Annotated in this window: 31 protein-coding genes; 12 read left to right on the top strand and 19 right to left on the bottom strand. The window is 70.4% G+C overall.

Features of this window, described 5'->3' with window-relative positions; genetic code table 11:
* Positions 1 to 113 precede the first annotated feature (113 nt).
* A complete protein-coding gene (locus OG959_RS12700; protein ID WP_326658267.1) occupies positions 114 to 848 on the top strand; it encodes a YqjF family protein in 735 nt (244 codons plus the stop codon).
* Between the two features lie 9 nt (positions 849 to 857).
* Here OG959_RS12700 and OG959_RS12705 read toward each other — a convergent pair whose 3' ends face one another.
* The 3 genes from OG959_RS12705 to OG959_RS12715 form a co-directional block, all read right to left on the bottom strand.
* Positions 858 to 1,316 (bottom strand): hypothetical protein, encoded by a 459-nt coding sequence (locus tag OG959_RS12705; RefSeq protein WP_326658268.1) that lies wholly within the window; start codon positions 1,314 to 1,316, stop codon positions 858 to 860.
* A 69-nt stretch (positions 1,317 to 1,385) separates the two neighbouring features.
* On the bottom strand, positions 1,386 to 2,189 hold the full coding sequence (locus OG959_RS12710) for a class I SAM-dependent methyltransferase (RefSeq protein ID WP_326658269.1): 804 nt from the start codon (positions 2,187 to 2,189) through the stop codon (positions 1,386 to 1,388).
* Positions 2,190 to 2,269: 80 nt separating this feature from the next.
* Positions 2,270 to 3,148 carry a prepilin peptidase gene (locus tag OG959_RS12715; RefSeq protein WP_326658270.1) on the bottom strand — a complete coding sequence of 293 codons (879 nt, stop codon included), beginning with the start codon at positions 3,146 to 3,148 and terminating at the stop codon, positions 2,270 to 2,272.
* 103 nt (positions 3,149 to 3,251) lie between these two features.
* On the opposite strand from OG959_RS12715, the gene OG959_RS12720 reads away from it, so the two are divergent.
* From OG959_RS12720 to OG959_RS12730, 3 genes are all read left to right on the top strand, one after another.
* The gene (locus OG959_RS12720; RefSeq protein WP_326658271.1) at positions 3,252 to 3,626 is read left to right on the top strand and encodes a DUF192 domain-containing protein; all 375 of its coding nucleotides are present in this window, start codon (positions 3,252 to 3,254) and stop codon (positions 3,624 to 3,626) included.
* Positions 3,627 to 3,840: 214 nt separating this feature from the next.
* Entirely contained in the window at positions 3,841 to 5,217 is a 1,377-nt protein-coding gene (locus OG959_RS12725) for a Hint domain-containing protein (protein ID WP_326658272.1), read from the top strand.
* Positions 5,214 to 5,645, top strand: a complete 432-nt coding sequence (locus OG959_RS12730; RefSeq protein ID WP_326658273.1) for a DUF6188 family protein — start codon at positions 5,214 to 5,216, stop codon at positions 5,643 to 5,645. Before OG959_RS12725 ends, OG959_RS12730 begins: the two co-directional genes overlap by 4 nt.
* A 58-nt stretch (positions 5,646 to 5,703) precedes the next feature.
* On the opposite strand, the gene OG959_RS12735 is transcribed toward OG959_RS12730, so the two are convergent.
* The 6 genes from OG959_RS12735 to OG959_RS12760 all read right to left on the bottom strand — a co-directional run bounded on the left by OG959_RS12735 (position 5,704) and on the right by OG959_RS12760 (position 11,233).
* Complete coding sequence (locus OG959_RS12735) at positions 5,704 to 6,495, bottom strand: hypothetical protein (protein ID WP_326658274.1); 792 nt, start codon at positions 6,493 to 6,495, stop codon at positions 5,704 to 5,706.
* Between the two features lie 111 nt (positions 6,496 to 6,606).
* Positions 6,607 to 7,803 (bottom strand): hypothetical protein, encoded by a 1,197-nt coding sequence (locus OG959_RS12740; RefSeq protein ID WP_326658275.1) that lies wholly within the window; start codon positions 7,801 to 7,803, stop codon positions 6,607 to 6,609.
* An 85-nt stretch (positions 7,804 to 7,888) separates the two neighbouring features.
* Positions 7,889 to 8,263 (bottom strand): hypothetical protein, encoded by a 375-nt coding sequence (locus tag OG959_RS12745; protein ID WP_326658276.1) that lies wholly within the window; start codon positions 8,261 to 8,263, stop codon positions 7,889 to 7,891.
* The gene (locus tag OG959_RS12750) at positions 8,260 to 8,685 is read right to left on the bottom strand and encodes a hypothetical protein (protein ID WP_326658277.1); all 426 of its coding nucleotides are present in this window, start codon (positions 8,683 to 8,685) and stop codon (positions 8,260 to 8,262) included. The genes OG959_RS12745 and OG959_RS12750 overlap by 4 nt, the downstream gene beginning before the upstream one ends.
* Positions 8,682 to 10,259, bottom strand: a complete 1,578-nt coding sequence (locus OG959_RS12755; protein WP_326658279.1) for a Hint domain-containing protein — start codon at positions 10,257 to 10,259, stop codon at positions 8,682 to 8,684. The genes OG959_RS12750 and OG959_RS12755 overlap by 4 nt, the downstream gene beginning before the upstream one ends.
* A gap of 212 nt (positions 10,260 to 10,471) precedes the next feature.
* Positions 10,472 to 11,233 (bottom strand): hypothetical protein, encoded by a 762-nt coding sequence (locus OG959_RS12760; protein WP_326658280.1) that lies wholly within the window; start codon positions 11,231 to 11,233, stop codon positions 10,472 to 10,474.
* A 396-nt stretch (positions 11,234 to 11,629) separates the two neighbouring features.
* Here OG959_RS12760 and OG959_RS12765 point away from each other — a divergent pair, with 396 nt between their 5' ends.
* A complete protein-coding gene (locus tag OG959_RS12765; RefSeq protein WP_326658281.1) occupies positions 11,630 to 12,247 on the top strand; it encodes a hypothetical protein in 618 nt (205 codons plus the stop codon).
* 76 nt (positions 12,248 to 12,323) lie between these two features.
* Here OG959_RS12765 and OG959_RS12770 read toward each other — a convergent pair whose 3' ends face one another.
* The gene (locus tag OG959_RS12770) at positions 12,324 to 12,917 is read right to left on the bottom strand and encodes a hypothetical protein (protein ID WP_326658283.1); all 594 of its coding nucleotides are present in this window, start codon (positions 12,915 to 12,917) and stop codon (positions 12,324 to 12,326) included.
* Positions 12,918 to 13,375: 458 nt separating this feature from the next.
* Entirely contained in the window at positions 13,376 to 14,302 is a 927-nt protein-coding gene (locus OG959_RS12775; RefSeq protein ID WP_326658284.1) for a YihY/virulence factor BrkB family protein, read from the bottom strand.
* Between the two features lie 195 nt (positions 14,303 to 14,497).
* Between OG959_RS12775 and OG959_RS12780 the strand changes: the two genes are divergently transcribed.
* From OG959_RS12780 to OG959_RS12790, 3 genes are all read left to right on the top strand, one after another.
* Positions 14,498 to 15,241, top strand: a complete 744-nt coding sequence (locus OG959_RS12780; RefSeq protein ID WP_326658285.1) for a hypothetical protein — start codon at positions 14,498 to 14,500, stop codon at positions 15,239 to 15,241.
* Positions 15,242 to 15,382: 141 nt separating this feature from the next.
* A complete protein-coding gene (locus OG959_RS12785) occupies positions 15,383 to 15,787 on the top strand; it encodes a hypothetical protein (protein ID WP_326658286.1) in 405 nt (134 codons plus the stop codon).
* Positions 15,784 to 16,080 (top strand): hypothetical protein, encoded by a 297-nt coding sequence (locus tag OG959_RS12790; RefSeq protein WP_326658287.1) that lies wholly within the window; start codon positions 15,784 to 15,786, stop codon positions 16,078 to 16,080. The genes OG959_RS12785 and OG959_RS12790 overlap by 4 nt, the downstream gene beginning before the upstream one ends.
* 73 nt (positions 16,081 to 16,153) lie before the next feature.
* Here the strand turns inward: OG959_RS12790 and OG959_RS12795 are convergent, their stop codons facing one another.
* Positions 16,154 to 17,197 (bottom strand): nitroreductase/quinone reductase family protein, encoded by a 1,044-nt coding sequence (locus OG959_RS12795; RefSeq protein ID WP_326658288.1) that lies wholly within the window; start codon positions 17,195 to 17,197, stop codon positions 16,154 to 16,156.
* A 657-nt stretch (positions 17,198 to 17,854) separates the two neighbouring features.
* Here OG959_RS12795 and OG959_RS12800 point away from each other — a divergent pair.
* Entirely contained in the window at positions 17,855 to 18,805 is a 951-nt protein-coding gene (locus tag OG959_RS12800) for an FG-GAP repeat domain-containing protein (RefSeq protein WP_326658289.1), read from the top strand.
* A 73-nt stretch (positions 18,806 to 18,878) separates the two neighbouring features.
* Here OG959_RS12800 and OG959_RS12805 read toward each other — a convergent pair whose 3' ends face one another.
* From OG959_RS12805 to OG959_RS12820, 4 genes are all read right to left on the bottom strand, one after another.
* A complete protein-coding gene (locus tag OG959_RS12805) occupies positions 18,879 to 19,331 on the bottom strand; it encodes a hypothetical protein (RefSeq protein WP_326658290.1) in 453 nt (150 codons plus the stop codon).
* On the bottom strand, positions 19,331 to 20,809 hold the full coding sequence (locus OG959_RS12810) for a Hint domain-containing protein (RefSeq protein WP_326658292.1): 1,479 nt from the start codon (positions 20,807 to 20,809) through the stop codon (positions 19,331 to 19,333). The genes OG959_RS12805 and OG959_RS12810 overlap by 1 nt, the downstream gene beginning before the upstream one ends.
* Before the next feature lie 398 nt (positions 20,810 to 21,207).
* Entirely contained in the window at positions 21,208 to 21,414 is a 207-nt protein-coding gene (locus tag OG959_RS12815; protein WP_326658293.1) for a hypothetical protein, read from the bottom strand.
* A 325-nt stretch (positions 21,415 to 21,739) separates the two neighbouring features.
* A complete protein-coding gene (locus OG959_RS12820; protein WP_326658294.1) occupies positions 21,740 to 22,321 on the bottom strand; it encodes a hypothetical protein in 582 nt (193 codons plus the stop codon).
* 461 nt (positions 22,322 to 22,782) lie between these two features.
* Here OG959_RS12820 and OG959_RS12825 point away from each other — a divergent pair, with 461 nt between their 5' ends.
* Complete coding sequence (locus OG959_RS12825) at positions 22,783 to 23,208, top strand: hypothetical protein (protein WP_326658296.1); 426 nt, start codon at positions 22,783 to 22,785, stop codon at positions 23,206 to 23,208.
* 256 nt (positions 23,209 to 23,464) lie between these two features.
* Here OG959_RS12825 and OG959_RS12830 read toward each other — a convergent pair whose 3' ends face one another.
* The 3 genes from OG959_RS12830 to OG959_RS12840 all read right to left on the bottom strand — a co-directional run bounded on the left by OG959_RS12830 (position 23,465) and on the right by OG959_RS12840 (position 25,454).
* On the bottom strand, positions 23,465 to 24,220 hold the full coding sequence (locus tag OG959_RS12830; RefSeq protein WP_326658297.1) for a maleylpyruvate isomerase family mycothiol-dependent enzyme: 756 nt from the start codon (positions 24,218 to 24,220) through the stop codon (positions 23,465 to 23,467).
* A 167-nt stretch (positions 24,221 to 24,387) separates the two neighbouring features.
* Positions 24,388 to 24,852, bottom strand: a complete 465-nt coding sequence (locus tag OG959_RS12835) for a hypothetical protein (RefSeq protein ID WP_326658298.1) — start codon at positions 24,850 to 24,852, stop codon at positions 24,388 to 24,390.
* 170 nt (positions 24,853 to 25,022) lie between these two features.
* Entirely contained in the window at positions 25,023 to 25,454 is a 432-nt protein-coding gene (locus tag OG959_RS12840; protein WP_326658299.1) for a hypothetical protein, read from the bottom strand.
* A gap of 140 nt (positions 25,455 to 25,594) precedes the next feature.
* Between OG959_RS12840 and OG959_RS12845 the strand changes: the two genes are divergently transcribed.
* Complete coding sequence (locus OG959_RS12845; RefSeq protein WP_326666356.1) at positions 25,595 to 26,131, top strand: hypothetical protein; 537 nt, start codon at positions 25,595 to 25,597, stop codon at positions 26,129 to 26,131.
* Between the two features lie 243 nt (positions 26,132 to 26,374).
* Entirely contained in the window at positions 26,375 to 26,740 is a 366-nt protein-coding gene (locus OG959_RS12850) for a hypothetical protein (protein WP_326658300.1), read from the top strand.
* Positions 26,741 to 26,745: the final 5 nt, after the last annotated feature.

Raw genomic sequence — 26,745 nt, forward strand, 5'->3', positions numbered from 1 at the left:
CGGCCGGTCCGTGCGGGCACGGCCGGGTCCGGGCGGACACCGTTTCCGCCGGGTGCGCGGGAGCCCGCACGGCACGCCGGACGTGATGCCGATGCCCATGTCACTCTTGGCCCGTGACGACGCCCGCACCCCTCACCCCCGACGCCCCGGTTGCCCTGCGCCGCCCCCTCCTCACGCAGCAGTGGCTCGACCTCTGCTTCCTCCACTGGGCGGTCGATCCGGAAGAGGTGGCGGGGCTGCTGCCCGAAGGGACCGTTCCCGACACGGTCGACGGGGTCACCTACGTCGGGCTGGTGGCCTTCCGGATGCACCGGGTCGGATGGCTCGGGCTGCCGGGCGTGCCCTACCTCGGTTCGTTTCCCGAAACCAACGTCCGGCTGTACTCGGTGGACGCCCACGGGCGACGCGGGGTCGTCTTCCGCTCGATGGACGCGTCGCGGCTGGTTCCCGTGGCCATGGGCCGGATCGGCTTCCGTCTGCCGTACGTGTGGTCCCGGATGAGCGTCGAGGCGACCGGCGCCACCGTCACCTACACCAGCTCGCGACGCCTGCCCGGCCCGCGCGGCGCCCACAGCCGTATCACCGTACGTACCGGCGCACGCATCGAGGACCCGACGGAGTTGGAGTACTTCCTCACCGCCCGCTGGGGCCTGCACAACCCGTTCCTCGGCGCCACGGCCTACCTGCCCAACGACCACCCCCGCTGGCCGCTGCACCGCGCCGAGATCCTGCGCTGCGAGGAGAACCTGATCGAGGCAGCGGGCCTGACCGCCCCGCGCGGCGCCCCGGTCAGCGTGCTGTACTCCCCCGGCGTACAGGTCCGGCTGGGGCGTCCGGTACGCCTCTAGGGCCTGTCGTCACGTCGTCGCGGCCGCGCCCCGGTGGCCCCGGGTGAAGCGGATGCCCACGGTGTCGCCGCCGGTCACCACGAAGCGGCCGCCCTCGCAGCGGATGACGGCCTCGTCCACCTCGCCTCGCTCGTCCCTGCGCTCCTCGGTGCGCAGCACCGTCCAGCCGCCGTCGGGCGGCTGCGGCAGCCGTGCCATCGCGGCGTACTCCCACTGGGCGGCCGGTACGCACCAGTCGGGAAGGTGCGGCCAGGTTCCGGCACCCACGTGCAGGCTGCCGTCGGACGCGCAGGTCAGGAGTACGGACTGGCCGTCGTCCAGCAGGAAGGCGACGGCTTCCGGCTCCCCCATGCGCCCCTCGGGCCGGTAGAAGATGCCGAGGACGCCGACGATCCGGGCGCCTGCGAGCCATTCGGCGTTCCCCTGCCGCGGGCCGCGCGCCGCTTCCTCGTCGTTGCCGACCCTCATGGCCTGCTCCTTCCCCGTGCGTTCAGCACCCAGGGTGCCATCCTTCGGGCGCGGGAAGGGTGTTCGGGATCACCCGGGTTTGCGGGCCTCGATCAGGAAGCGGGTGGTGTGGGCGACGAACGGCCCCTCGGTCTCGATCCGGTGGTGCAGCGCGGCGAGTTGTGTCCGGTACGCGTCGACGGTGAAGCCGGGCACCATCCAGATCACCTTGCGCAGGAAGTAGACGACGGCGCCGATGTCGAGGAACTCGGTGCGCAGTCGCTCCATCCTCAGGTCGACGACGTCGAGACCGGCCGCCTCGGCCGCGGCACGTGCCTGGCCGGGGTCGCGTCCGGCGCGTACCTCCGGCGGCTGCGGGCCGAGGAAGTACTCGACGAGTTCGAAGACGCTCGCCGGCCCGACCTGCTGCGAGAAGTACGTACCTCCGGGGGCCAGGACCCGGGCGATCTCCTCCCACCACGTGGTCACCGGATGACGGCTGACCACCAGGTCGAAGGCCGCGTCGCCGAACGGCAGCGGAGGCTTGTCCTCGTCCGCGACCACCACCGCTCCCCGCGGATGCAGCAGGGCGGTGGCGCGGGCGATGTTCGGCGGCCACCCCTCGGTCGCCACGGTCAGCGGCGGCAGCTTCGGCGCGGAGGCGAGCACCTCACCGCCCCCGGTCTGGATGTCCAGCGCCGCACGCGCCCTGCCGAGGCGCTCCCCCATGGCGCGGGCGTATCCCCAGGACGGGCGCTCCTCGGTGGCCCGGCCGTCGAGCCAGGAGAAGTCCCAGCCGGCCACGGACACGGCGTCGGCCTCGGCGACCAGGGCCCCGAACCGGTCGCGTTCCGCTGTGGCGGCTGCCTGCGCGTCATCGGGGTGTGCGGTCATACGGGAATGGTGGCAGCCGGGCACCACCGGCCGCGACCGCATTTCCCGCGCGTCCGGCGAGGGCCGGACAGCCGGGAGCCTCAGGCGGCCAGTGCCCCGAACAGGATGCCCAGCAGCGCACCGGCGATCATGAACGGGCCGAAGGGGATGCCCGTCTTGCGCCCGGCACGCCGCATCACCACCAGCCCCAGCCCGTACACCGCACCGAACAGGAACCCGGCGAATCCGCCCGCGAACACGACGGCCCAGCCGTACCAGCCGAGGGCGACGCCCAGGGACAGGGCGAGCTTGACGTCGCCGAAGCCCATCCCGCTCGGGTTGATGAGGAAGAGCAGGAAGTAGAAGGCGCCCAGAACGGCTCCGCCGAGCAGCGCGGACAGCCAGGCTCCGCCGTGCTCGGGCAGCAGGGCGGCGAGCCCGAGGAGTAGGGCGGCTGCCACAGCGGCCGGCAGGGTCAGCTGGTCGGGCAGCCGGTGGACCCGGCGGTCGATGGTCGCGAGGAGTACGCCCACGGGGGTGAGCAGCAGCCAGACGGCGAGCTCGGGCCGTGCGCCGGTGGCCGCCGCCAGGACGGCGCAGGCGAGGGCGGTGACGACGGGCGCGACGAGGTGCGGGGCGTAGCGCGGACCGGTGCGGCGCGGTGCGGCGGGTGGCGGTGGTGGTGCGGTGTCCGGTCCCTGGGTGCCGTCCGCGTCACCGGCCGGCTCCGGCTCGTCGCCGGCCACCGATCCGGGCCCGGCGGCCGTCCGCACGGCGACGGCGGCGCCCACCTCGGCGCAGGTCGTGCAGCGCGTGGAGCCGAACCAGCCGCGGGCGGGCCCGGTCAGGGCGTGGCCGGCGGGGCAGGCGTCGCGCCACGCGTCGTCCGGCTCGACGGAGAACCGGTAGGCGGCGCGCGGCACCAGCAGTCCGGTCGCGGCTCCCCAGAGGGCGGCGACCCCTATCAGGATGGCGTACACATCATCGACCCTAGGCGGCTCGCGGGCACCGGTCATGGGTCCTGGGGCCCACTTCACACCAGGAGGGACCCAGAGCCTGTCACGTGGCGCTACCGTCATGGCCATGGCTCGATGGCGCAATGGAACAGGAACGCTGACGATCACGGACCGGAACGGGGAGGACGAGACCGAGGTGCCGCTGCGGATCGCGGCCTCGTACCGTCACCGGAGCCGTGGGCTGCTCGGTCAGGACGGGATCGACGGGGCGTTGATGATCACTCCGTGCGGGAGTGTGCACTCCTTCCGGATGCGGTTCACAATCGATGTGGCCTATCTGGACCGGAAGTTCAACGTGGTGGCGGTGCACACGATGAAGCCCGGGCGGCTCGGTCTGCCCCGGCTGCGGGCCCGGCATGTGATCGAGTCGGAGGCCGGCGCGATGGCGAAGTGGGGGCTGCGGCCCGGCATGCAGGTACGGATCGCCCAGCAGGGGGACTGAACTCCGGCGCCGGCCCTCCGGAAGCCGTCCTGGCCGGGCACGGATGGGGTCCGAGGGCCCATGACTGCGGGCCGGTGGCGGCCCTAGGGTCGAAACCATGTCATCCATGGGGGAGTTGCGTCGCCGGGTGCGCCGATGGTCTCGGACTTCGGTGCCGCGTACGGGTGTGCGGTTGCCGGTGGTGCGGCGGCGGGGTGACCGGGGTCAGGGTGCGTTGGAGTATCTGGGTCTGACGCTGGTGGTCGTGGCGATCGTCGGTGCTCTGGTGGGTACGGGGATCGGTGCTGATCTGACGGCGAAGATTGGTGTGCAGGTCTGCCGGATCGGTGGCGGCGGTAACTGTGGTGGTGACAGCGGGAGCGAGGCGCGGGGCGGGGACCGGAATGCTCCGGGGCAGGGGGACCCGGCGTCGGACAGGAATCCTGACGGTTCGCCGAAGTCGCCGGAGCAGATCGCGTACGACAAGGCGCTGAAGGATCTCCAGGACGCGCAGAAGGACGAGAAGTCCAACAGTGACAAGGCGATCGACGCGGCGAAGGAACTCGCGAAGATCCTTGCCGATGAGCTCGGGATCACCGATGCGCTGGACTGCATCACCAAGGGTGACATGGGTGCCTGCACCGAGACCCTGATCAATGTGCTGTTGAGTCTGGTGGGTGGTGCGGTCGGGAAGCTGGCCGCGAAGTACGGGGCGCCCTGGAAGTGGAAGAAGGCCTACAAGCTCATCCAGAGCCTGAAGAAGCACGGCGGGGATCTCTACGACGGGCTCAAGGGGCTCATCAAGAGCCGTGGGAAGGTCAAGGACGCCCAGAAGGCCCTCGACGACGCGGCGAAGAAACTCGACGACGCCAAAAAGCCGCCCAAGAAGGACGAACCCAAACCCGACGAGAAGAAGCCGCCCACGTGCCCGGTGAAGCACAGCTTCCTGCCCGGTACCCCGGTCCTCCTCGCCGACGGCCGTCGCACGGCCATCGAGACGGTCCGCCCCGGCGACCTGGTGACCGCCACCGATCCGGTGACCGGGAGGACCGAGGCCCGCCGCGTCGAGCGCGCCATCACCACCTACGACGACAAGCACTTCACCCGGCTGGTCTTCCGCACCGGCGGCGGCCCCGCGGTGATCACCGCGACCGACACCCACCCGTTCTGGATCACCGGCGAGCGGCGCTGGACCGACGCGGGCGACATCGCTCCCGGCATGAAGCTCCGGTCCCCCGACGGATCCGTGCTCACCGTCGCCGGGGTGTCGCGCTACACCCAGCGCCGGACCACCCATGACCTCACCGTCAACGGCATCCACACCTACTACGTGGTCGTCGGCGGAACGCCCGTACTGGTCCACAACGACGACCCGTGCGACATGGTGTCCAAGCCGAACGCCCTGGCGCAGAAGACCGGGTACACGGTCAAACAGATCAAGGACGCGATCCACAAGGTGAAGGCTCAGGGCGGCTGGCGCGGCAACGGTGCCAACCGGAACCCGGACATGCTCATCGACCCGAAGACCGGCGAGGTGTACCCGCAGATGCCCGACGGCTCCCCCGGTGACAGCATCGGTAACATCTTCGATCATCTTCCGGAGGAACCGTGAGCGAACCGTCCATCGACAGCGACCCGGACCGCTGGGTCCTGCGTGGTCTGAGGTCCGCGCCGGTGCTTGCCGTCACCGGCGCACCGGACGGCTCACGGATCGACCTCGCCCTGGGCGGCGGCACCCGGCTCGTGGTCGTCGGGCCGGTGCGGATCACGCACGGCCCGGCCACCGCTCCCGAGCCGGTCGACCTGCCGGCCGGGGAGACCGACGCGCTGATCGGGGCGACGGTGCTGTCCGCCGTCGCCTTCAGGAGTGGTTCGCTGCGTCTGGTGTTCAGCACGGGCCACCATCTGAACGTCCGCGGCGCCGATCCCGGTGTACGGGCGGAGCTGTGCCGGCCGGGTGAGTTCACCTGGGTGTCACAGCAGGGGGTCGGCCGGCTGACGGAACCCGGTGAGCCCGGCCCCGGCTCCGGCCCCGCCTGACGAAAAGATGCCCTGACGCCGGCGGACCGCCGGCGTCAGGGCATCGTCGTTCCTTGCGTCAGGGCAGCTTCGCCGCCTGCGCGGCGACCAGTTCGGCCGGAAGCTGCGGGGTCTTCGCCGTGAGGAAGTCGGCCACGTAGAAGGTGACGACGGTCGAGCCGGTACGCACCAGCTGGAAGACCAGCGGCACCTTGTCCCCCTCGATGCTCCCGGTCACCTGGTAGGCGATGCTCTCCTGGCCCGCCGGGGGCAGCGGGAGCTGCTTGACCTCGGTGTACGTGGAGGGGCCGTCCTCGCTCGACGTGCGGAAGCCGCCCGCGCAGGCCCGGACCGCGTCCCGGACTCCGCGCATCAGCTGCTGCGCCGCGTCCTTGGGGTGCGAGGTGAGGATCTCGGTGACGACGGTCTGGTCGTCCTTGCCCTCTTCCGACTTGTCCATGACGGTACGGAAGACGGTGGCGGCCGGGGTGGGCTGGGGCGCGCCGTTGATCACGGCGACGAGCGGTTCGCAGTCCTTGTTCTCGGAACGCTCCGTGCCGCTCTCCTCGCCGCCCTGCATCGGCGTGACCTCGTAGGCGGCCACCTCACCGGTGGTCAGTGCGACCTTGGCCAGCCCGGCCTTGTCGAGGACCTCGCCGCTGCTGGTGGGCGTCGAGGTGGGCGCCGGGGCGGCGGAGTCGCTCGCGGCCGGGTCGCTCGCGTTCGAGGAGGGCGTCCCGCTCGGCTCGGCGGTCGCGCCCGCGGCCTTCCCGCCGTCCTGCCCGGACTTCTCGCCGTCCGGCCCGCAGGCGACGGCCGCCAGGCAGAGCACTGCTGTCGTGGCCGCCATGGCTGCCGTACGTGCCTTCATCACTGACCGCTCCTCACCGGCGAACCGCTACCGCCGACGTCGTTCCCGCACGGACTCTGCACGCTAACAACCGGAGCGGTCCGGACGCTTGGGCCCACGGGCCCAACCCGGTCACGGCGGGCCGGAGCCGAGCAGCGTCCAGGCCCCGTACGCTGCCGAGGCCGCGGCGAGTACCGCGAGAACCGTCGCCGTACGGGCGGTGGAGCGCAGCCGCGCCAGTGCGACGGCGGGCGGCAGCAGGAGCGGGAAGGCGGGCATCATCAGCCGGGGCCGGGAGCCGAAGTATCCGGAGCCGATCAGCGAGATGACGACGACAGCGATGCCGTAGACGAGTACGGGAAGCGGCTGGCGCTGCCGCACGCACAGGGACACCAGCCAGCCGAGCGCCACCAGCGCCGCGCACAGGCCGAGCATGCCGGGCAGCGGCAGGCCGAGGATGAAGGAGGCGAGGGCCGCGCCGCCGTCGATGCTGTTGCCCCACTGCGCCTGGACGTCGAAGTAGGCGAACGGGCTGCCTTCGCGCACGGCGACGAACACCACGTACGCGAGCCAGCCCAGCGGCGCGACGGCCACCCCGAGGAGCATCCGTGCGTTGCGGCGCACGAGGCCGTCGGTGGCGCCGCCGCGGTACTCCCGTACGAGGGTGACGGCGGCGGTGATCGCGAGGGCGGCGATGAGCGCGGCGGCGGAGGGCCGGGTCAGCCCGGCGAGGGCGCACAGTCCGCCGGCCACGATCCATCGCCGGGTCAGCGCGGCGTACAGCGACCAGGCGGCGAGCGCGGTGAACAGGGTCTCGGTGTACGCCATCGACTGGACGAACGCCGTCGGGTACACCCCCCACAGCGTCGCCAGGACCACCCCGGCCCGGCGCCCGTACAACCGTGCCCCGACGGCGAAGATCCCCCAGGCGGCGAGCAGCCCTGCGGACCAGGCGACCAGCAGTCCGGCGCCCGCGAGACCGAGCGGGGTCACCTCCGCGATACCGCGCTCCAGTGCGGGCAGCAGCGGGAAGAAGGCCAGGTCGGAGTGGATGCCGCCGTCCGGGAGCGTGACCGTGTACCCGTAGCCGTTCTCCGCGACGCGCTGGTACCAGACGGAGTCCCAGCGCTCGGAGAGCAGGTGCAGCGCGTCCTTCCCCGCGGCCGACGCGGCGGCACAGAAGACGACGAGTCCGACGATCCGTACGGCGGCGTACGCGCCGAGCGCGGGTGCGGCCGCTACGAGGGCGGCAGCGGCGCGTCTGCGGACCGGCGGACGCTCCGGGCGCGGGCGGGCGGGGGTGACCTGGGGGGAAGGGCCGGGGGGCATGGGGCCGATTATCTCCGCCGCCGGGTACCCGGCCGGGCGCGGCCCCTCCTCGGCGTCTCCCTGTTACTGGCCGGAGGCCGCGCGGCTACTGGCCGGAGGCCGCGCGCCGGAGCCCGTAGGCGACCGCCTTCACATGGTCGCGGTAGTGCCCCGTCCGCTCCATGAAGACCCGTTCGGAGGGGATGAGGGCGAGCAGGGTGACCAGGAGGGTGTGTGCGGCCCGCAGCGCGCCCTCCGTCATCGGAAGGCCGGCATCGGCGGCCGCCGCCGGATCCGCCGCGAAGAGCGCCGGCAGGCTCTCGCCGTGCTCACCCAGCACGAAGTCGCGCTGTCCACGGTCGGGCATCTCGGCGTGGAACGCGTCGGTGCAGCGGCGCAGCAGGGCCAGCTGGTCGGTGCCCGGGATCAGCACCCACCCCGGCCCCTCGTCCGTCCGCCGGATCCGTACGCGCGCCCTCACCCGTGCTCCTTCTCCGTCACCGGCTGTTCCCTGAACGCCCATCGCAGCAGGCCGGCCATTTTGAGGACCGTCTCGCGGAAGTCGCCCACCCGCTCCACGAACTCCGGTTCCGGCCAGATCGTCGCAGCCGGAAGCGTGGTGAGGACCGCGTGGAGGGCGTGCAGCTGCTCGAACGTCAGCGTGACCGGTCCGGGCACCGCGTCGTCGTACGAGAGTCCCAGCTGGAGCGGTTCGTCCAACGAGACCCCGCCGGTGCCCTGGACGAGCTGCCGGACGGCGGGGGACTCCTCGTGGTGGGCGAGGGTGATCGCTGCCCGCCGCAGCAGATGGAACTGCCGCTCGTTCACGTACAGCACGTACCGTCCGTCCGAAGCGGCCCGGATACGGACCTCGGCCAGTGGTTCCGCCTCAGCATGCGTCAATTGCGCTTCGCTCCCGCCGTGAACCTGGCGTTGAACGCCGCTTCCGACATCTTGTACCCGTGGATCATCGTGCCGTCCTTGACGATCACCACGCCATTCTCCCAGATGGCGTCGACCTGGGCGCTCGGGTTGTTCGGGTCCGGCGGGTTGGCGTCGTGATGGGTGAACTTCCGGTTCTTGTACTTGGCCAGGTACGCGGCCATCTTCGTCGGGTCCCCGTCGGTTCCCGGGAGGATGTGGTCCTGTGCCCGCTTGATGCGCGCCGCCGCCTCGGCCGGCGTCTCGCCCGGGACGGTCTCCCGCATGCTCTTGATGACCTGCGCCTGGTAGTCCACGCCGCGGGCGGTCTCCGGCCCGTACTTCGTGTCGATCTTGTTGTAGACGTCGTCCTTGATGCCGTAATTGGGATCGGGGTCGTAGTCCGGGTTGTCGCAGGGATCGTTGTTGTGGACGAGGGCGCTGTTCCGGGTGCCCACTCCCACGTAGTAGCTGTGGATGCCGTCCACGGACAGATCGTGGGTGGTGCGCCGCCCGGTGTACTCGCGCACGGTGAGGACACGCAGCGTGCCACCGGCCTCCGTACGCAGCGTGGCGCCCGGAGCGATGTCGGCCGCGTCCGTCCAGCGGCCCCGGTCGACGAGCCAGAACGGGTGGGTGCCGGTGGCGTCCAGGAGTGCCGTACCGGATGAGGTACGCACGGTCAGCCGGACGAAGGCCTTGTCGTCGTACGTGGTGAAGGTCTGCGCGACCGGACGCGCCTGACTCAGACCGCTGACCGGGTCCGTGGCCTCAACCAGGTCCCCGACGCGCACCTTCTCGATGGCCGTGCGACGGCCGTCGGCGAGGAGGACCGGGGTGCCGGGCAGGAAGCTGTGCTTCACCGCGCAGGTCGTCGGCTTGTCGTCGGGTTTGGGTTCGTCCTTCTTGGGCGGCTTTTTGGCGTCGTCGAGTTTCTTCGCCGCGTCGTCGAGGGCCTTCTGGGCGTCCTTGACCTTCCCACGGCTCTTGATGAGCCCCTTGAGCCCGTCGTAGAGATCCCCGCCGTGCTTCTTCAGGCTCTGGATGAGCTTGTAGGCCTTCTTCCACTTCCAGGGCGCCCCGTACTTCGCGGCCAGCTTCCCGACCGCACCACCCACCAGACTCAACAGCACATTGATCAGGGTCTCGGTGCAGGCACCCATGTCACCCTTGGTGATGCAGTCCAGCGCATCGGTGATCCCGAGCTCATCGGCAAGGATCTTCGCGAGTTCCTTCGCCGCGTCGATCGCCTTGTCACTGTTGGACTTCTCGTCCTTCTGCGCGTCCTGGAGATCCTTCAGCGCCTTGTCGTACGCGATCTGCTCCGGCGACTTCGGCGAACCGTCAGGATTCCTGTCCGACGCCGGGTCCCCCTGCCCCGGAGCATTCCGGTCCCCGCCCCGCGCCTCGCTCCCGCTGTCACCACCACAGTTACCGCCGCCACCGATCCGGCAGACCTGCACACCAATCTTCGCCGTCAGATCAGCACCGATCCCCGTACCCACCAGAGCACCGACGATCGCCACGACCACCAGCGTCAGACCCAGATACTCCAACGCACCCTGACCCCGGTCACCCCGCCGCCGCACCACCGGCAACCGCACACCCGTACGCGGCACCGAAGTCCGAGACCATCGGCGCACCCGACGACGCAACTCCCCCATGGATGACATGGTTTCGACCCTAGAGCCGCCACCGGCCCGCAGTCATGGGCCCTCGGACCCAAAGCTGCACACATGCCGTACATCCGCCCGTGCGGCACAGGCGGTCAGGATCCGGGCAACCCGTCCGAGGCAAGCTCCCGCACGTCAGCACCGACTGCCGGATCTGCGGCGATCCGCTTCAACGCCTCTTCGCTTTGCGGTACTTCCGCGGTCCAGCGGAGCATCCACACCGCCTGCTCCGCCGCACAGCGCCGCTCGACGAAGCGGAGTGCCAGCTCCATCGCCCACGGCACGATCCGGGCCACCTCGTCGACCTGCGCGATCCACCGGAAGGCGGCATCGGCGAACTGCTCGCGCACGTAGGGCAGCCAGAGGGCGACGAAGGAGTCCACCGCATCCGGCGCGCCGGGAATCGCCAGCACCTCGGCCTCCGCGCGCGCTGCCGCCATGCGCTCTCGGGTGACCAGCCGGGTTTCCGGCATCAGGCGCCGCAGCACGTCGGGCACCCCGATGCGCCGGATGCCCGTATCGGCGTCCCAGTCGGGCGCGTCCCAGACCGCCCGCACCTCGCGCGGGACGGGTTCGGCCGGCAGACACGCCTCAAGGACCGTACGCACGAGGGCGACGTTCCCCGCTTTCTCCTCCGCGTAGCGGTCCGAGGAGGGAAGCGTCCAGCCCTCCCACAGCCAGGGCGTCGGCACACTCAGGAACACCTCGGGCAGCAGCGACTCGCCGCCCTCCCGCATCCCGATCTCCGCCCGGACGCGGCGCAGGCGCCACAGCCGCTCCCGCGCCCGGTCCCGTTCGTCATTGCCCAGCGATTCGCTGCGCGCAAGCCGCCGCAGCTCAGCCTCGTCCTCCGGCACGGTCGGTTGCCCTCCGTCCTCTCGTTCCGGTCCTCCGCATGGTGCACGCCGTACAGAGTCCAGGTCCTACGTCAACGGCGAGCTGCTGGGTCACGCATGCACCGCGCGTTCGACGGACTCCGCCCAACCCCACCGCACCATTCATGCTCGTACACCAATGCGAATACCGCCGGTCCCACATGGACCTCTGGGCCCAACATGTCCGCGCCATAAGGCAGTTCACAGTCCACGTCCGAGCCTGACACCCGGGACCCACCCCACCCCGCGCACTTGGGCCCGAGTTTGGGGCCATAGGCCCAGGTCAGCCCGTTCGGGCCGCCGTACGCTCATGCCACACCCGCTGTTCTGGGCATGTCAGAACGGAGTCGGGCGAGTAGACGTCGGAGAGGAAGAACCGTGAACGGTGGCAGCGGCTGGGGAGACGGAAGCGCGGGGCACCGGCCCCCGGGGTACGGACCCGGTCGTGCGGGAAGACCTGACGGCTCCGGAGGAGGCGCGCTGTCGGCGCTCGCCCGGTGCTGGGCCGTCGGGGCCGTCGTCCACGTCATCGCCGGATACGTGATCTCCCGGGGGCTCGTCGACCTGCTGGCCACCGACGAACGGCTGGACGTGTTCACGTGGCGGCTGGCGCTCCAGCACGTTCCCGCCGTGCTCACCACCGTGCTGACCGTGCTGGCCGCCGCCCGGGTCCTGCCCGCGGAGCTGCGCACCTCCCGCCCCCTGTATCCGGCGGCCGTCCTCGGCGTGCCGCTGGCCGCGCTCGGCTACGGGTACGCGGTGCTGTGGCAGCTCTCCGACATGGAGGCGGTCCTGCTGCCCGTCGTCACCCTGGCGACCGGAGCGGCGGTGGGCCTGGCCGTGGACCGCTTGATGGACGACGGCGAAACGGGGGCGCCGCAGGCCGCCCCGTACTACTGGCGTGACGGCGGAGCCACCGCCACGGGCTACGTCGGGGGGATCCTCGTGGCCACCGGCATGGTCGCGGCACTCGCCACGGCGGGGGTCGTCGGCTAGAACCGCGACGGGGGCGGGGGCCGGGGCCGGCAGTGGCCCCGGCCCCCGCCGCATGTCCGCCACGCCGCCGCCGCGCCTACCGGTTGGGCACGTCACTTCCGTACACCACCCAGGGCGACTGCTCGAACGAGTTCACCCCGCTCAACTGCGGCTGCAGGGCCGCTATTTCCGGCCGTACCGCGAGCGTGTCCGGCCAGTGGTCGAAGTACACCGTGCCCCGCACGATGAACCCCCTCCAGTCGGTGGCCGCCGACGCACCCTCCCGGTCGACCACGAAGCCGACGCACAGCAGCGACGCCCTCCCGATCGCCTCCCGCACCGCACGGACGACCGTTTCCCGTTCGTCCCGTCTCAGGCCGCCGAGGGCGAACTGCAGCACCACCGTGCCGTCGTCCGTCCGCCGGACCCGGGCGGGCACCTCGGAGCCGCCGGTCAGCCAGAGCAGGAAGTCGACCTGGTCCAGGCGTTGCAGGCCGGCCAGGAGTACGAGTTGATCCCGCGTCACCCAGGACTGGGTGACGGACGGCCGGGACCCCGACCCGAGCAGCGTGATGCGCCGGGTGACCGGATGATCGGGCCGCACGCCCGCCGCCTCCAGGTCGCCGAGCAGCGACTCGGCGTCGGGGCGGCTCCAGCCCAGGTGGTACGAGTAGAAGAATCCGTCACTCATCGACACGTCACCTCATGAAGAGAATCCGGGCACCCCGGATTCACCCCGGCACATGCCGGATGAGAGGTGGCCGCCCTGCTGGTCAGGTAGAGCGTGGAGATCCCTGCGCACGTGAGCGCGCCCCGTCATACCGCCGGTCGGGCAGCGTCGCGAGGGGCTCACGCCTGGTCATCACGAGCGTAATGAGCGCCACCGCCCGGTGCGTGGGCCCACGGGCCCACGGCGGACCCCAATGCCGCGCGGGGTCCGGCACACCAGGAGGCTAAGGGCTGTCCCGCACTTCCTGGTGGACCAGCGCGCGGCGTCAGATGCGGTGCATCGCAAGGCGGAGAGGCGCCCGCATACTGGATGTATTCGGGCGTTTCGACAACGGAGGGGGTCCCCCCGTGCCCTTGAGGCTACGGGGGAGAGGTGCCGTAGCTGTCGTCGTGCGCCCGCCGGGAATTGCGGGACAGCCCTTAGGGCGCGTCCGGTCGCCCGGGGCTCTCCGTTGCGCCGCGCCGCGCCCGGTCCAGTTCGACGTTGAACTGGGCGCCGGTCAGCAGCGCCAGGTTGGTGAACCACACCCAGATCAGGAACACCACGAGCCCGGCGAGTGACCCGTACAGCCGGCTGTAGGACCCGATGTACGTCGCGTACAGCGCGAATCCCGCCGAGGCCACCAGCCACAGCAGCGCCGCCAGCACCCCGCCCGGCAGCCCCTGCCGCGTACCGCGCGCGGACGCCGGCCCGGTCCGGAAGAGGACCATGATCAGGCAGGCGACCAGGCAGAGCAGTACGGGCCACTTCAGTACCGCCCACACCGCGTCCCCCAGGTGCGCGAGCCCCATCCGGTGCCCGAGCCAGCGGGCCAGCGGGCCGGACAGCACGAGGGCGAACGCGCTGGTCATCAGGAGCAGCAGCAGCCCGATCGCGGAGGCGACGATGATGTGCGCCTTCCGCAGGGCGGGCCGGGTGTCGGGCACCCCGTGCATCGCGTGCAGCGCCCGCCGGAACACGGCCAGATAGCTGGACGCGGACCAGACCGCGCTGAGGGTCCCGGTCGCGACCAGCAGCCAGACCGCGGTGCGCTGCTGGGTGGCCGCCTCCAGCGGCTGACGCAGGGCGGCGCCGGACTCCGCCGGGGCGAAGGCCGTGATGTCGGCGATCAGCGCTTTCGTGGCCCCCGGATCGGTCAGCCCGATGACGGACACCGTCACCAGCAGCGCGGGGAGCAGCGCGAGGATGGCGTAGTACGTGAGGGCCGCCGCCCAGTCGGAGAGGTCGTCGTTCCACAGGGAGACGGGCGTCCGCCGGAGCGCGACGGGCCAGCGCCGTGGCGTTCCGGTCCGGCCGGACGCCCGGGCCGGCGCGCCGCCGAGGGCGCCGTTGAGCTTGGTGAACACGGATGGGCTCCGGGGACGTAGAAGGGCCGGCACGGTCGGGTGCCTCACGGGGGAACGACAGACGGAGAGGCCCGCGGGAAGGCCCGTGGGATGCCGTGTGCTGCCCTTCCTCTTCTGCTCCCGTTCGCGCCCGGTACACCCGATTCCTCCGGTTGGCGGACGTGTGCGGCACCCTCGGACGGATACTGGGCACCCATGGCTACCGACCGCGCGACGCGCCTTCGCCGACTCGCCCGTGTGCTCACCGTACGGTTCGGCCTCGACCGCCATCGGCGCGGGGAGGTCGAGGCCGGGTGGTCCCCTTCCTCGGGGGCATGGACGTGCGCATGGACGGACGGGCCGACCGTCGCGCAGGTACGGGCCGCCTGCCGGGAGTCCGGACCGGAGGAGGCCGCCGGGCTTCGGTACGTGCGCACGCTCTCGGAGGACGCCGTCGCACTCGGAGCCGTACGCCTGACGGTCGCCGCCGCCGACGGCACGGGCCCTCCCTCCCCCGTCCGTCCGGCCGGCGTGGAGGCGCTGTGGGAGGACGAGCCCTTTCCGGCACCTCGTACGGAACGGGAGCGGGCCCTCGTGTACGCCGTGGTGTACGAGGCCCACGACGCCCATCACCGCAACCGTGCCGAGGCCGAGGAGATCTGCGCCCTCGTGAACCAGTACGGCCTCGCGGTCTTCCTGCGCCGGTGCGGAGCCGCGTTGTCCCCCGTCGAGCTTCTGACCGCCCACTACGCGGCGACGCACGCCCACCCCGCGTGGCGCCACCGGCTGGCCCCGATGGAGGCGGACGTGCTGGTCCGGGCGGTCCGGGCCGACCCGGGGGCGCCGGCGGAACTCGTCTCCGCCGCCCTCGCCCTCCTTCCCGGCCTCCCCGCCGCGTCCGACGACGGGGCCGGGGACGAGCTCCGGGCCCGTCTCGGACGTACCGCGCCTCCGGCGTAGGTCCCGACCCGCGCAGGTCCCGGCCCTCGCAGGTCCCGGCCGCCCGCACGGATCCCGGCCCGCACGGATCCCGGCCCGCACGGATCCCGGCCCGCGCGGATCCCGGCCGGCGTTGTCACACCCGCGTCGTACGCTCCCGTCATGAGCGTCTCCCTCTACTACAACGCACAGCGCGCGACACCACTGACCGAGGCCGAGTCCGCGTCCGTCGAGCGCGTCGTCGCCGCGCACATGGCGTCCTTCCCGTACGAGGAGGAGGAAAGCCTGTACCTGTACGAAACGCCCGGATCCGAGCCGCAGGAGATCGTCGGCGGGTCCACCAAGATGCCGTTCGATCCCGGTCGCCTCCTGCCCGTGATCGCCCATGTGCTGGATTCCGTCACGGAGTTGCGCCGGGCCCTGCCGGATGCGGAGTGGCGCGTGCACATGGACGATCTCGATGTCCCTTGGGACGAGGCCGAGGGGTACGTCCTGCCGGGGATGCGGGACGCGGACCTGATCGCGGAGCTCGCGGCGGTCCACGACGACGACGGAGTGACGGGATGAGCGACACGGACAGAGGGACGACTGCGGACGTCGCCCCGCCCACACCCGAGCAGCGACAGCTCATCGAGTTCGGTGAGGCGCTGTACCACCGCATATCGCCCGACGCCACTCTCGGCCATGTGCTGCTGCCCGAGGACGGCGCGGTGGCCGTCGTGCACCAGGTCCGCGGCGGCGGGACCATCATCGTGGCGGCCGACCGGTCGGTGCTCTTCGCCGGGTCGGCGCACGACATCGGAGTCGCCCTGACCGAATTCCGGGCGGGCGCGCGCACGCCCGTGGAGCGGTTCGGTTAGCTGGAGACCGCCCCGGCGGAGTCGGCCCGGCCGGGCCGAGTGCTGCCATGGCACCCGGCCCGACGCCGTCAGGTCACTTCGCCGTGCCGGCGTCCACGCCCCCTTCCGTACCGGCGGCTGTGTTCCCTTCCGTACCGGCCGGTGGCGCGGGCGGCCAGGGGATGTCGGCCAGCAGGGGCACGATCTCGTTCTCCTCGTAGTCGAAGTGCGTGTTCAACTCGGCTGACATCACGGCGAGTTCGCTCCGGAAGCGCTGAGGGTCGGCGATGCCGACACCGGCCAGCAGGACCGCCAGATCGTTCTGGATGCGGGCCACGGTGCGGTGTTCGTCGCGCAGCCGGCCGAAGACGGCGCCCAGCTCCGGGTGGTACCGCGCGACGCCCGGGAACAGGTGGTCGTCCTCGCTGGTGTGGTGGAACTCCAGAGCCTGGCAGAACGCCAGGCAGCGCTGCCGGATCTGCAGCCCGAGCCCCGGGGGCGGCGGCTCGCCGGGCCCCTGGTGGGCCGCGCGGGCGGCGAAGTGCACATCGGTCTCCGCCTTCACCTGCCGCAACTGCCCGCGGAGCCAGGTGTGGACCTCCATGACCTTGTCGGCGAGGGTCCTGATCTCGCGGGGCCGCCCCTCCCACACCTCGGGGTCGGCAGCCTCCAGCACGACGACCAGCGGAACGCGGACGGCCGCCCCCGGACGGCCGCCCGTTCCGTGCACGGCCGGAAGAGCGTGGTCGAGCAGTTCCTCGCTGTACGCACCCTGGTCGGGGACGGCGAGCATCTGTTGGTTCCGGGTGCCGATCTCCACTCCCACCACCGGGTGGGCGAGCAGATCGTGGTACCAGTCGGGGTGGTTCGGCGTGCCGGACCCGGTCCCGGTCCCGGACCCTGACCCCGACCCCGACCCCGACCCCGACCCCGACCCGATGATCATGAGCGAGTCACCGCGGCGTACGTAGCCGAGCACGGTGGTCCGAGGCGTCCCGGACGCCGCGGAGGTGGTCGTCAGCAGGGCCAGGTCCCGGCCCTCGAAGGGGCCGCCGACCTTCCCCCGGCGGGCACGGAACTCCTCGATGACCGTGGCGTCGGCCGATGCGTCGAGCGTTGCGTTGTCATGCGTGGGCATACGGATTTCTGTCTCCGGAAGATCATGAGAATGCGATGGGGCCGCTGAGGCCGCGGCCATGGCCAGTGAGGACGCAGGCTCCGCACGCGCCGCCACCGGACCCGGCGGACGGACAGCACGAACAGCACGCCACCCGCGCAGCAAGCGGCGGGAAGGACGAGCAGCGACGCGCGGCTGCGCTGCGTCGGATGCTCAGGTGCTCAGATGCAGAGCGCGGAGTATGAACTCATAACGGGCCCCTCAAAGAATGACGCTCACCCGACTACCGGCCGGCCCACTGCTCTTGGCCGGCGTCACGTGGCGCCGCGTCCATTACAGACACGCGTCCGGCGAGCTGTCAACGCGGCGGCCCGTGCCCCGCGTCTCGCCGAAACGCCGAAACGCCAAGGTGAGCAACGCGCTCACTCGCCGCCGCAGCCCTCACCCGAAGATCCCCGGGCGGCTCGGCTAGTCGTCGGAGTGCAGCACGACGAACTCGCCGTCCACCGCATGCGGCACTCGTCCGAACGGGCACTGACCGACGGGCTCCGGCAGGGCAGGCACAGGCACCCGGCACCGGTCGGGGCGCTGTCAGACCCCCGTGAGAGGCTTCCGATCAACGACAGCACGCACCATGTGCTGTTGAGCACGCAGAGCAGATCCCAGGGGGGCTTCTCCATGATCAGTAATCGACGCCGCCGTACGGTTCGCGGCGCTCTCGCCGCCGTCGCCGTCACGGTGGCCATGGCCGCCACAGCTGGTACGTCGTTCGCCTCCGGTGACCCCGTCGGTGCGGCCGAGCGGGCACAGGCAGCGGCCGGTGCCGAGCAGCAGGCCGGAAAGGCCCAGGGGGCGGCTCCGGCCGCCAGTGCGGTCGGCACGGTGGAAACGCCCAGCTTCGCCATGGAGGGCGTGACCAAGCAGACCGGCGACCTGTACATGTACTGGACGGACGACCAGGGGGGCTTCCAGCCCCGGGAGTTCGTGACGTCCGGCTTCGACGCGTTCGCCGACTCGATCAGCGTCGACAACGACAAGGACGGATGGAGCGACCACACTTGGACCGTCCACAAGGACGGGAAGCTGACCTTCAGCTGGGTCGACGACGACCTCGAGTACCACAACGCCCAGGTCGGCAAGGGCTGGAACATCTACCCCACGGTCCTCTCCCCCGGCAGCATCGGCGGAGCCCAGGAGGCCGACCTCATCGGCCTGGACAAGGCCGGCGTGCTGTGGAGCTACCTCGGCTACGCGGACGGCACCCTCACCCCGCGCATGCGGATCGGCGGCGGCTGGGGCCAGTACACCCAGCTCGCCGGCCAGGGCGACCTGACGGGCGACAACAAGCCCGACATCGTCGCCCGGGACACGTCCGGCGTCCTGTGGCTGTACAAGGGCACCGGCGACTACAAGGTGCCGTTCGCGACCCGCACACGGATCGGCGCCGGCTGGAACACGTACGACCGTCTGCTGTCGGTCGGCGACCTCAACGCGGACGGCGTGGCGGACCTGGTCGCGCGCAAGCCGAACGGTGACCTGTTCCGGTACTCCGGCACGGGCAACGCCGGCAACGTGTTCGGGAGCCCGGCCAAGATCGGCCACGGCTTCCAGATCTACAACCTGCTGTAGGCAGGCCGGCGAGCCGGACGGATGACGAAGACGGGCCGCTCTCCCCGACGGGAGGGCGGCCCGCCCGTCTTCGTCATCCGGCAGGGCGTACCTTCGCGAACTTCGCCGCCATGACGGGCCCCAGCTCGCCGACGATCTCGTGCCCCGGCTTCCCGGGGAACGGCAGGTACTCCAGGAAGGACGTCACCACGACCTCGTCGATCTCGGGTACGTCGCGTGCGCTCTGTTCCTCCAGGAACCGCAGGGTGCGCCGCCAGTCCGGCGCGTCCGCGTCGAGGCCGAGGTAGGACTGCACCGTCTCCTGGGTGACGTCCCAGAAGAAGACGTGGGGCAGCACCCCGTCCTGGTTGAACACATGCGTTTCGTAGAGGTCCTCGAAGGCGGGGATCCCGGCCACGAGGTCCTTCACCAGCTGCACGTCCGGGGACGCGTGCGGGGGCATGTCCGGGGTCGCGTTCCCGGTCGCGTCCGGGGTCATATCCGGGGTCGCGTTCCCGGTCGCGTCCGGGGTCATGTCTGGGGTCATCAGCATTCCTCGAGCCCGGGGTAGTTCTTGTACCCCTTGTACTTGCCCATCTGGGCGTCGTCGATCGCCTGGATGAGCGCCTTCGCGGTCTTGATGTCCTTCTCGCTCCTGACCACGGTCTCCTTCTTACCGCCCTTGAGGCGGATGACGTCCTTGGTGAGGAAGTTGTTGAGGGCCGCCTTGAGCTGGGCGGTGCTCTTCAGGTGGTTCCTGCCCTCGACCCCGTCGGCTCCGTTGAACTCGGCGCTCGCCGCGGCCATCGCGCTTCCGTCACCGACCAGCTTCGCATTGCCGACCCCGTGGTACAGGGCATCGACCGTCTGCTGCAGCCGGGCGTTGTCGACCCTCGGGATGATCGCCGGGTCGTTGTTGTGGACCAGGAGGCCGGTCGAGTCGACGGCCACGTAGTAGGTGTGGATGCCCGCGACCGTCAGGTCGTAGGTGGTCTGCCGCCGGTCGTAGCGGGTGATCCCCGCGACCACGGCGGTCCGGCCGTCCAGAGTCCGCAGCCGCGCCCCCGGCGCCAGGTCGCCGGCGTTCGTCCAGCGACGCTGGTCGACGACCCAGAACGGGTGGGTGTCCGTTGCCGTCACCACGCCCGGGCCGGTCGGCGTCCGGAACGTCAGCCGGGTGAAGTGCTTGTCGTCGTAGGTGGTGATCGCCTGCTCGACCTTGCGCACCCGGGTGCGTCCGCTGCCCGGATCGGTGGCGAAGACCTTGTCGCCGACCTCGACGCGCTCGATGGGCACACGCCGCCCGTCGGCGAGGAGCACCGGCGTACCGGCGAGGAAGCTGTGCCGGGCGGGGCAGGTCTTCGGCTCGTCAGGCTTCTTCTCGTCGGGTTTGGGTTCGTCCTTCTTGGGCGGCTTTTTGGCGTCGTCGAGTTTCTTCGCCGCGTCGTCGAGGGCCTTCTGGGCGTCCTTGACCTTCCCACGGCTCTTGATGAGCCCCTTGAGCCCGTCGTAGAGATCCCCGCCGTGCTTCTTCAGGCTCTGGATGAGCTTGTAGGCCTTCTTCCACTTCCAGGGCGCCCCGTACTTCGCGGCCAGCTTCCCGACCGCACCACCCACCAGACTCAACAGCACATTGATCAGGGTCTCGGTGCAGGCACCCATGTCACCCTTCGTGATGCAGTCCAGCGCATCGGTGATCCCGAGCTCATCGGCAAGGATCTTCGCGAGTTCCTTCGCCGCGTCGATCGCCTTGTCACTGTTGGACTTCTCGTCCTTCTGCGCGTCCTGGAGATCCTTCAGCGCCTTGTCGTACGCGATCTGCTCCGGCGACTTCGGCGAACCATCAGGATTCCGGTCCGACGCCGGATCCCCCTGCCCCGGAGCATTCCGGTCCCCGCCCCGCGCCTCGCTCCCGCTGTCACCACCACAGTTACCGCCGCCACCGATCCGGCAGACCTGCACACCGATCTTCGCCGTCAGATCAGCACCGATCCCCGTACCCACCAGAGCACCGACGATCGCCACAACCACCAGCGTCAGACCCAGATACTCCAACGCACCCTGACCCCGGTCACCCCGCCGCCGCACCACCGGCAACCGCACACCCGTACGCGGCACGACACCCCGCGCCCACCGTCGGAACCGACGCTGCGACTTCCCCACCCGTGACATACGTCGACGGTAACGACGGGCGCCCCGGGCGTATTGGGCCCACAGACCTAAATCGCCCTGCGGTCGGGCCTGTTCGGGAAGGCACGGGTGGCGTTCCCCGCGCCCGACGCGAGGGCCCTCCGAGCCGTCAGAACGTGTCGCGGTCAAAGGGTGCGGGCAGCTATTCGAGCACTCCGGCGGCGCGCAGTTCCCGGTTCATCTCCACGATCGACTCGACGGACGGCTGCGCAGTCCCGCCCCGCGTGTGGCCCTCATGCACACGTGGTGCACATCCCAGCGGTCGTTGTACCCGAGTCGGCCCAGATCTTGCAGAAACGGTCCGCCGTCTCCTGGCCGAGGGGCGCGGTCACGGACTGCTCCTGGCCGGACCCGGCAGTCGCGGCGAACCCTCTCGCGACATCCTCGGCGCTCCACCACTCCGCCGCCTCCGCGACCGCGGCGGGATCGAAGTCCGTCATGGCGAATCCCTCCAGCAGTCGGCCGACCCCGTGGCCTCGATACCCAGCCCGGTCCCCCGCAGGCGGGTCACCGGCCCGTCCGCCATGGCGCAGGGGCCGGAGAAATGGAAGACGCCGGTGGCGGCCACCAGGGTGCCGCCGTCAGGATGCGGGACATTGAGCGTGGCCTCTGCGTCGAGGGCGGGCCCGAGGACCACCCGGGAGCCATTCCTGCTCGTTGCCCTTGTCGTCGCCGAAGGTCAGTGGCCTCATGGGCCTCATGGGCATCCTCGGTAGTTTATCGGGCTGGGTTTCGTTCCTGAACATCGCATGCGTGGGTTCCGGTTCACGACGGAGGATCCCGATCCGGAAGCGGCCACGACCAGACCACATCCGCGGCGTCCCGTTCCTTGAGGATCCGCCGGTAGCGTGACGCTTCGCGCTTTGTTCCCGAGTTGATCGGGCGATACCGAACCCAGTCCTTCGGGACAATGTGAAGAGCCAGGGTTTCCCATACGCGTTGCTGATCGACCGAGTGCGCGAGCACCACGGCAAAGCGCTGGATACACCACAAGCACCTCCAGGGCGATTCGGAGTCGACGGCTCCGGCGTCCGCGAGCTTCCGGCCGTACCCGTCCTCGGCATCGAGCTCCATCTCCGCATGGAAATCGTCGCCTCCGAAGAAATGGACGCAACTGCGCCGCAGGGTGTGCTTCATGTCCGACAGGCGATCCGCGCCTCCGCATTCGTGCACCCGGGCCACCGCGAGCGGAAAGATCGCATACGGGCCCCGGTCGATCACGGGAAAGCCGAGCTCTGTCCACTGCGGAGTCTTCTCGGAGTTCCTGTGGCCGAGAACCCGCTCAAGCGCGTGCATGATCGACAGACCGTCCGAGACCGGCTGCTTCTCCTGCTCGATCCCGGCCACGAGGCTCCTGTCCCGACTGCGTGATGGTGTGGGTCACCGAACGCCCCGATCATGCACCAAGCCACTGACACACGGGCCCTCGCATGCATGCCGGTCGCCCATTGAAAAGTGCACGTTCGGTCAGTCGGGGGCTCTTTTCGATCTTCTGCGCGCCTGAATGGACCTTGTACGGTAATCGCGGCGGAAGTTCGGTTCGATGCCACGGGCCGACGCCACGGCAGTGCGCCGCACGGGGAGATGAGGTGCGCCCGATCGATTTCGCACGGTCGAAATGCAGACAACTCCATCAGCACGGACGGAAACCGCGTCCGCGCCGCGCCCACCTTCGAGTTCCGGCCTTCGGGACCCGGCCGTCGAGGGCTTTGCGCGCCATCCGGCCAGGAATATCCCTGGCCGGATGACTGAAACACCGTCACACCTTTCACGAAACCCATCATCTGTCTACAGGGGAGAACACGGACATGAGTGGATTCATACGCACCGCAACCGTTGCCGGAGTAATGGGAGCGACCGCCCTGCTCGCGGTACCGACCGCATCGGCCACGCCGACCGCCTCGGGGTCCGGCCAGGCGGCGCCCGAGTGCGTCACCGACAGCCAGACCCACACGTACGGCAGGGGCGAGATCAAGATCTGCGTGGAGAACGGCCAGGCACGGGTGACGGGCTGGCTCGAAGATCTCCTTCCGGGCGGAGGCTGGGGAGCCCCGGACGGCGGCTGTGTGACCTGGTGGGTCACCTTCCGGACCACCTCGGGAACCGAACTCGACAACTCCGTGATGGCCTGCCCGCACTTCGGGGGCGCCGCCTACAAGGAGTTCGACTACGACAGCGACGTACAGAACATCACCGGCGTCGAGAAAATGAACCTGGGGACGGCCTGGGCCTGACCCCTCCGCTGTGAAGTACGCCCGGGGCGGTGCCGAGACGTGGCCGCCCCGGGTCTCCCTGCTTCGGAAGTACGTCGTGTCGCACCACGGGGTGGGCCGTGCACGCGCGGCCCGGGTCAGAAGATGTCCGGTCAATGGCCGTAGTCCTCCGCTGATGCGTGGTGGCGGGTGGTGATGGGTGGCTCACCTCGGATGTGCGACACCAGGTTCCCGCATCACCTCATTCGACGCCCCGGCGACGCCCCGGGCCGGGAGATCAGCCCAGGTCGGGCCAGCTCAGGAGGTTCTCCAGCACGGCGCGGTCACCCTGGATCCGCAGGCGGTCCGGGGAGAGACGGCCATGGAGCGTGAGCAGCAGGTCGCTTGCCGGACCGTGCAGGCCGGTGGCCGACTCGGGCCGGCCGTCGAGGACATGTGATCCGGATGCCGTCAGGTCGAGTACCCACGACTCGCCTTCGGCGGCGTGCAGACCGATCCGGGCCGGCTCGTGCGGCCAGGGGCCGGCCGTGCCATGGCTGATCCCGATGAACTCGGCAATGCCGTCGAGTGCCACAACCGCAGGGACCGACTGGGGAGTTCCGGTGGCCAGCTGGGCGTCGAAGGCGTGGACAGCGGCCTCCTGGACCTGGTGACGGGCCACGGCACCGCTGGTCATCGGCACGTCGGAGTCTCCCCACCAGGCCCAGCAGCCCCTTCCTGGGCCGGCGGCGCGAAGGGCGGCGACCAGTTCTCGGGTGGCTGCGGCCGATCGCTCCAGCAGGCCGGTCGGCGACGTCTCATCGACCGGCGCCGGCGCCGGTGCCGGGGGCTTCTCGCTCGGGCCTGCCGATACGGCCGCCGCCCAGAAGCGTTGTACCTCGGTGAGGTGCTCGACGAGGTCGCGGAGCGACCAGTCGGGGCAGCTGGGAACGCGGGCATCCAGATCAGGGGGGCCCGCAACGCAGCCGCGCAGAGCAGCGGAGCGGTCCTCGACCAGGACCACCAGTTCTTCGAAGGCGGGTATTTGAGGCATCCCGTCTTCCTATCACCGGGCACTGACATCGCCGGCAAGCAGTTTCGCGCGGCTGTGCGTTCGCCCCACGCGTGAACAGCGGACCAGGACGACGCGGTGTCCGCCCCGCACCGGTCGGTACGGGGCGGACACCGCGTCGGTACGGGACGATCAGCGCCTCGATCGGGTCAGCAGCCAACCCATGACATGTCGGGGCGCCAGGCCTTGTCCTCCGAGGCTGTGCCCTTCCGCCAGCTGAACGTCGCCAGTACGCGCCAGCTGTCGTGCGGGTACTTACAGGCGCTGACGCTGCTGGTGGCGGCCGAGTCCTCGGTGCTGTGCCATCCGTCGTAGTCCTTCGTGGTGTGCATGGTCACCCGCTTGCCGGCCGGATAGCGCTCCAGCTTCACGTTGGTGACCTTGACGGAGTAGTTCCCGCCGCCGGCGACATCAGTGATCTTCGCCTTGGCCCGGAAGGTCCTGTTCGAGTTGTCCCAGTAGACCATCGCGCACCGCTTGACCTCCTTGCCGTAACACAGCCAGCCGTCGTCGGCCGCTGAGGCCGACGACGGGGTGACGACGATCGAGGTGGCGAGGGCGGCTGCCACCAGTCCGCCCGTGGCACCCATCCGGCCGAGACGCTTGAACCTCATGAGAATCCCTTCAGATCTCCGGCGATTGCGGGCTCAAGCTATCCAGCGCCAGGCCGGAATCGTCGCGCCGTGCCAGGTGGTAGCGCTGCCGTGACAATGTCGGCGTCCCGTCCCGGGAACGGCTCGCGGTGCTGCGGACATCGCCGAGTGGCAGTGAGCGGCGCCCCTTTCTAGAGCTCGTGGTCCCGGGCCAGCTCTTCCCAGAGAATGCCGCGCAGCGCAGGGTCGGCGTCCTCGCCCGACGGGACGTCCGGGACCGTCTGGAACCAGACCACAGTCAGGGCGGATCGGTGCAGGACCTGTTCGAGCTCAGGAGCGACCGGCGTAGAGCGGAAGGCGCCCATACAGGCCACGGAAGGCAGTACTTCAACAGGGCCGAAGGCGCGGGCGGTCCGGTCCGGGTACTCATAGGAAGGCGGAACCAGATGGACCGGCGTGGAGGGGAACGCGCGCTCCGCCTGCCGCTGGAGGCCGCTGATCTTCATGGCATTGACGGGCCTGCACGGGTAACCCTCCAGCATCCCCCCGTAGGTCGAAGACATCCGCAGCTCGGTGAGCTCGATCAAACGGCCGGACGAGAGGACTATGCGGCTCAGCGACATGTCGACACCCTATGCGCACACACCTCACCCCGACTTCGGCAGTGTGAGCGGCGTTGGCATGCTGGACGCACCGGAGGACAAGGCGCTTTCCAGTTCTTCCAGCCCCTCCCCCGCCTGACGGAAAGAGCCACACCGTGAGCATGACGTCCCGGGGCGGCGAAGCGTTCGAGGTCGCTCGGGCCGCCTCCGAGATCGATGAGCTGCTGGCCCGCCCCCTGCCCGAGGCAGGGCCGACGGCGTATGAATGGTTGCCGGTCACCGAGGAGTGGAGCCTGATCAAGGGACGAGGGCTCCTGATCGCACCGCTCTGGGAGAGCGACAGCTTCACCGGCCTCCACGGCTCCGAGTGGGACGCGGCCTCGGAGGCCGGCGAGGGCAATCTGGCCGGCCTGGTCGTCGAGTTGGAACGGCGATGGGGGCCGCACCGGCGGGCCGGCATGCGGGTGCCGATCAACCGCAAGATCGCGAATGAACCCATGCCGCCGCTGTTCCGGACCCTGTGCGACAACGACCTCCTCGGCGACCTCGCGGTGTGGGGGCCGGTCGACCCTTCGGCCCCGGGTGCGGCGGCCGGACAGCGATGGCTCGGCATCTCCGTCAGCCAGTGCGACGGCGACGCCTCGATGATCCTTACGGCGGTCGTCACCGATCAGCCCATCCCGGAACTGGAGGGATAGGGGCTGACCCGCAATTCCTGGTGGATCAGCGCGCGGCGTCAGATGCGGTGCGTCGCAAGGCTGAGAGGCGCCCGCATACTGGATATATTCGGGCGTTTCGACAACGGAGGGGGTCCCCCCGTGCCCTTGAGGCTACTAGGGAGAGGTGCCGTAGCTGTCGTCGTGCGCCCGCCAGGAACTGCGGGCCGGCCCTCATGCCTGGCCGGGCTGTTCTCGGCCGCGCGGCGGTGTCACCATGCTCACGTGGACGAACAGGACTCGGTTCAGCGGGCGGACATCGACCGGATCATCGGTCCGCTGAAGACGAACATGCCCGAGGCCGGGGACTTTGGCTTCGAGGCGATCCAGCGGCTGGGGAACCCGGTGCCGCTCCTGGTGCAGAACGACGGCAAGGAGCTTCTGCAGCTGTGGCTCGAGCCGTTCGGGCAGGACTACTGGCTGAAGCCCGGGGAAGCCGCGTACGTCACCTCGTACGGAACGTGGGACGGCCACCCGTTCGAGACGGTGCACGAGACCGACTGTCTCACCGTCTGGGCCACGTCCTGGTTCGCGACGGTCTCCGACCTCGACGGCAACGAATTCCCCCCGGGCCGCAGGGAGCCCGCCTGAGTCGG

The organism is Streptomyces sp. NBC_00385 (genome assembly GCF_035917155.1).
Classification (GTDB): Bacteria; Actinomycetota; Actinomycetes; order Streptomycetales; family Streptomycetaceae; genus Streptomyces; species Streptomyces poriferorum.

Coding starts and splice junctions, on each gene's coding strand:
- OG959_RS12795 (WP_326658288.1), bottom strand. CDS start 17,197: ATGCCCACGCATGACAACGCAACGCTCGACGCATCGGCCGACGCCACG.
- OG959_RS12770 (WP_326658283.1), bottom strand. CDS start 12,917: ATGAGTGACGGATTCTTCTACTCGTACCACCTGGGCTGGAGCCGCCCC.
- OG959_RS12740 (WP_326658275.1), bottom strand. CDS start 7,803: ATGCCCCCCGGCCCTTCCCCCCAGGTCACCCCCGCCCGCCCGCGCCCG.
- OG959_RS12780 (WP_326658285.1), top strand. CDS start 14,498: ATGGCTACCGACCGCGCGACGCGCCTTCGCCGACTCGCCCGTGTGCTC.
- OG959_RS12720 (WP_326658271.1), top strand. CDS start 3,252: ATGGCTCGATGGCGCAATGGAACAGGAACGCTGACGATCACGGACCGG.
- OG959_RS12735 (WP_326658274.1), bottom strand. CDS start 6,495: ATGAAGGCACGTACGGCAGCCATGGCGGCCACGACAGCAGTGCTCTGC.
- OG959_RS12705 (WP_326658268.1), bottom strand. CDS start 1,316: ATGAGGGTCGGCAACGACGAGGAAGCGGCGCGCGGCCCGCGGCAGGGG.
- OG959_RS12785 (WP_326658286.1), top strand. CDS start 15,383: ATGAGCGTCTCCCTCTACTACAACGCACAGCGCGCGACACCACTGACC.
- OG959_RS12840 (WP_326658299.1), bottom strand. CDS start 25,454: ATGTCGCTGAGCCGCATAGTCCTCTCGTCCGGCCGTTTGATCGAGCTC.
- OG959_RS12815 (WP_326658293.1), bottom strand. CDS start 21,414: ATGACGGACTTCGATCCCGCCGCGGTCGCGGAGGCGGCGGAGTGGTGG.
- OG959_RS12805 (WP_326658290.1), bottom strand. CDS start 19,331: ATGACCCCAGACATGACCCCGGACGCGACCGGGAACGCGACCCCGGAT.
- OG959_RS12790 (WP_326658287.1), top strand. CDS start 15,784: ATGAGCGACACGGACAGAGGGACGACTGCGGACGTCGCCCCGCCCACA.
- OG959_RS12845 (WP_326666356.1), top strand. CDS start 25,595: ATGACGTCCCGGGGCGGCGAAGCGTTCGAGGTCGCTCGGGCCGCCTCC.
- OG959_RS12800 (WP_326658289.1), top strand. CDS start 17,855: ATGATCAGTAATCGACGCCGCCGTACGGTTCGCGGCGCTCTCGCCGCC.
- OG959_RS12830 (WP_326658297.1), bottom strand. CDS start 24,220: ATGCCTCAAATACCCGCCTTCGAAGAACTGGTGGTCCTGGTCGAGGAC.
- OG959_RS12710 (WP_326658269.1), bottom strand. CDS start 2,189: ATGACCGCACACCCCGATGACGCGCAGGCAGCCGCCACAGCGGAACGC.
- OG959_RS12835 (WP_326658298.1), bottom strand. CDS start 24,852: ATGAGGTTCAAGCGTCTCGGCCGGATGGGTGCCACGGGCGGACTGGTG.
- OG959_RS12825 (WP_326658296.1), top strand. CDS start 22,783: ATGAGTGGATTCATACGCACCGCAACCGTTGCCGGAGTAATGGGAGCG.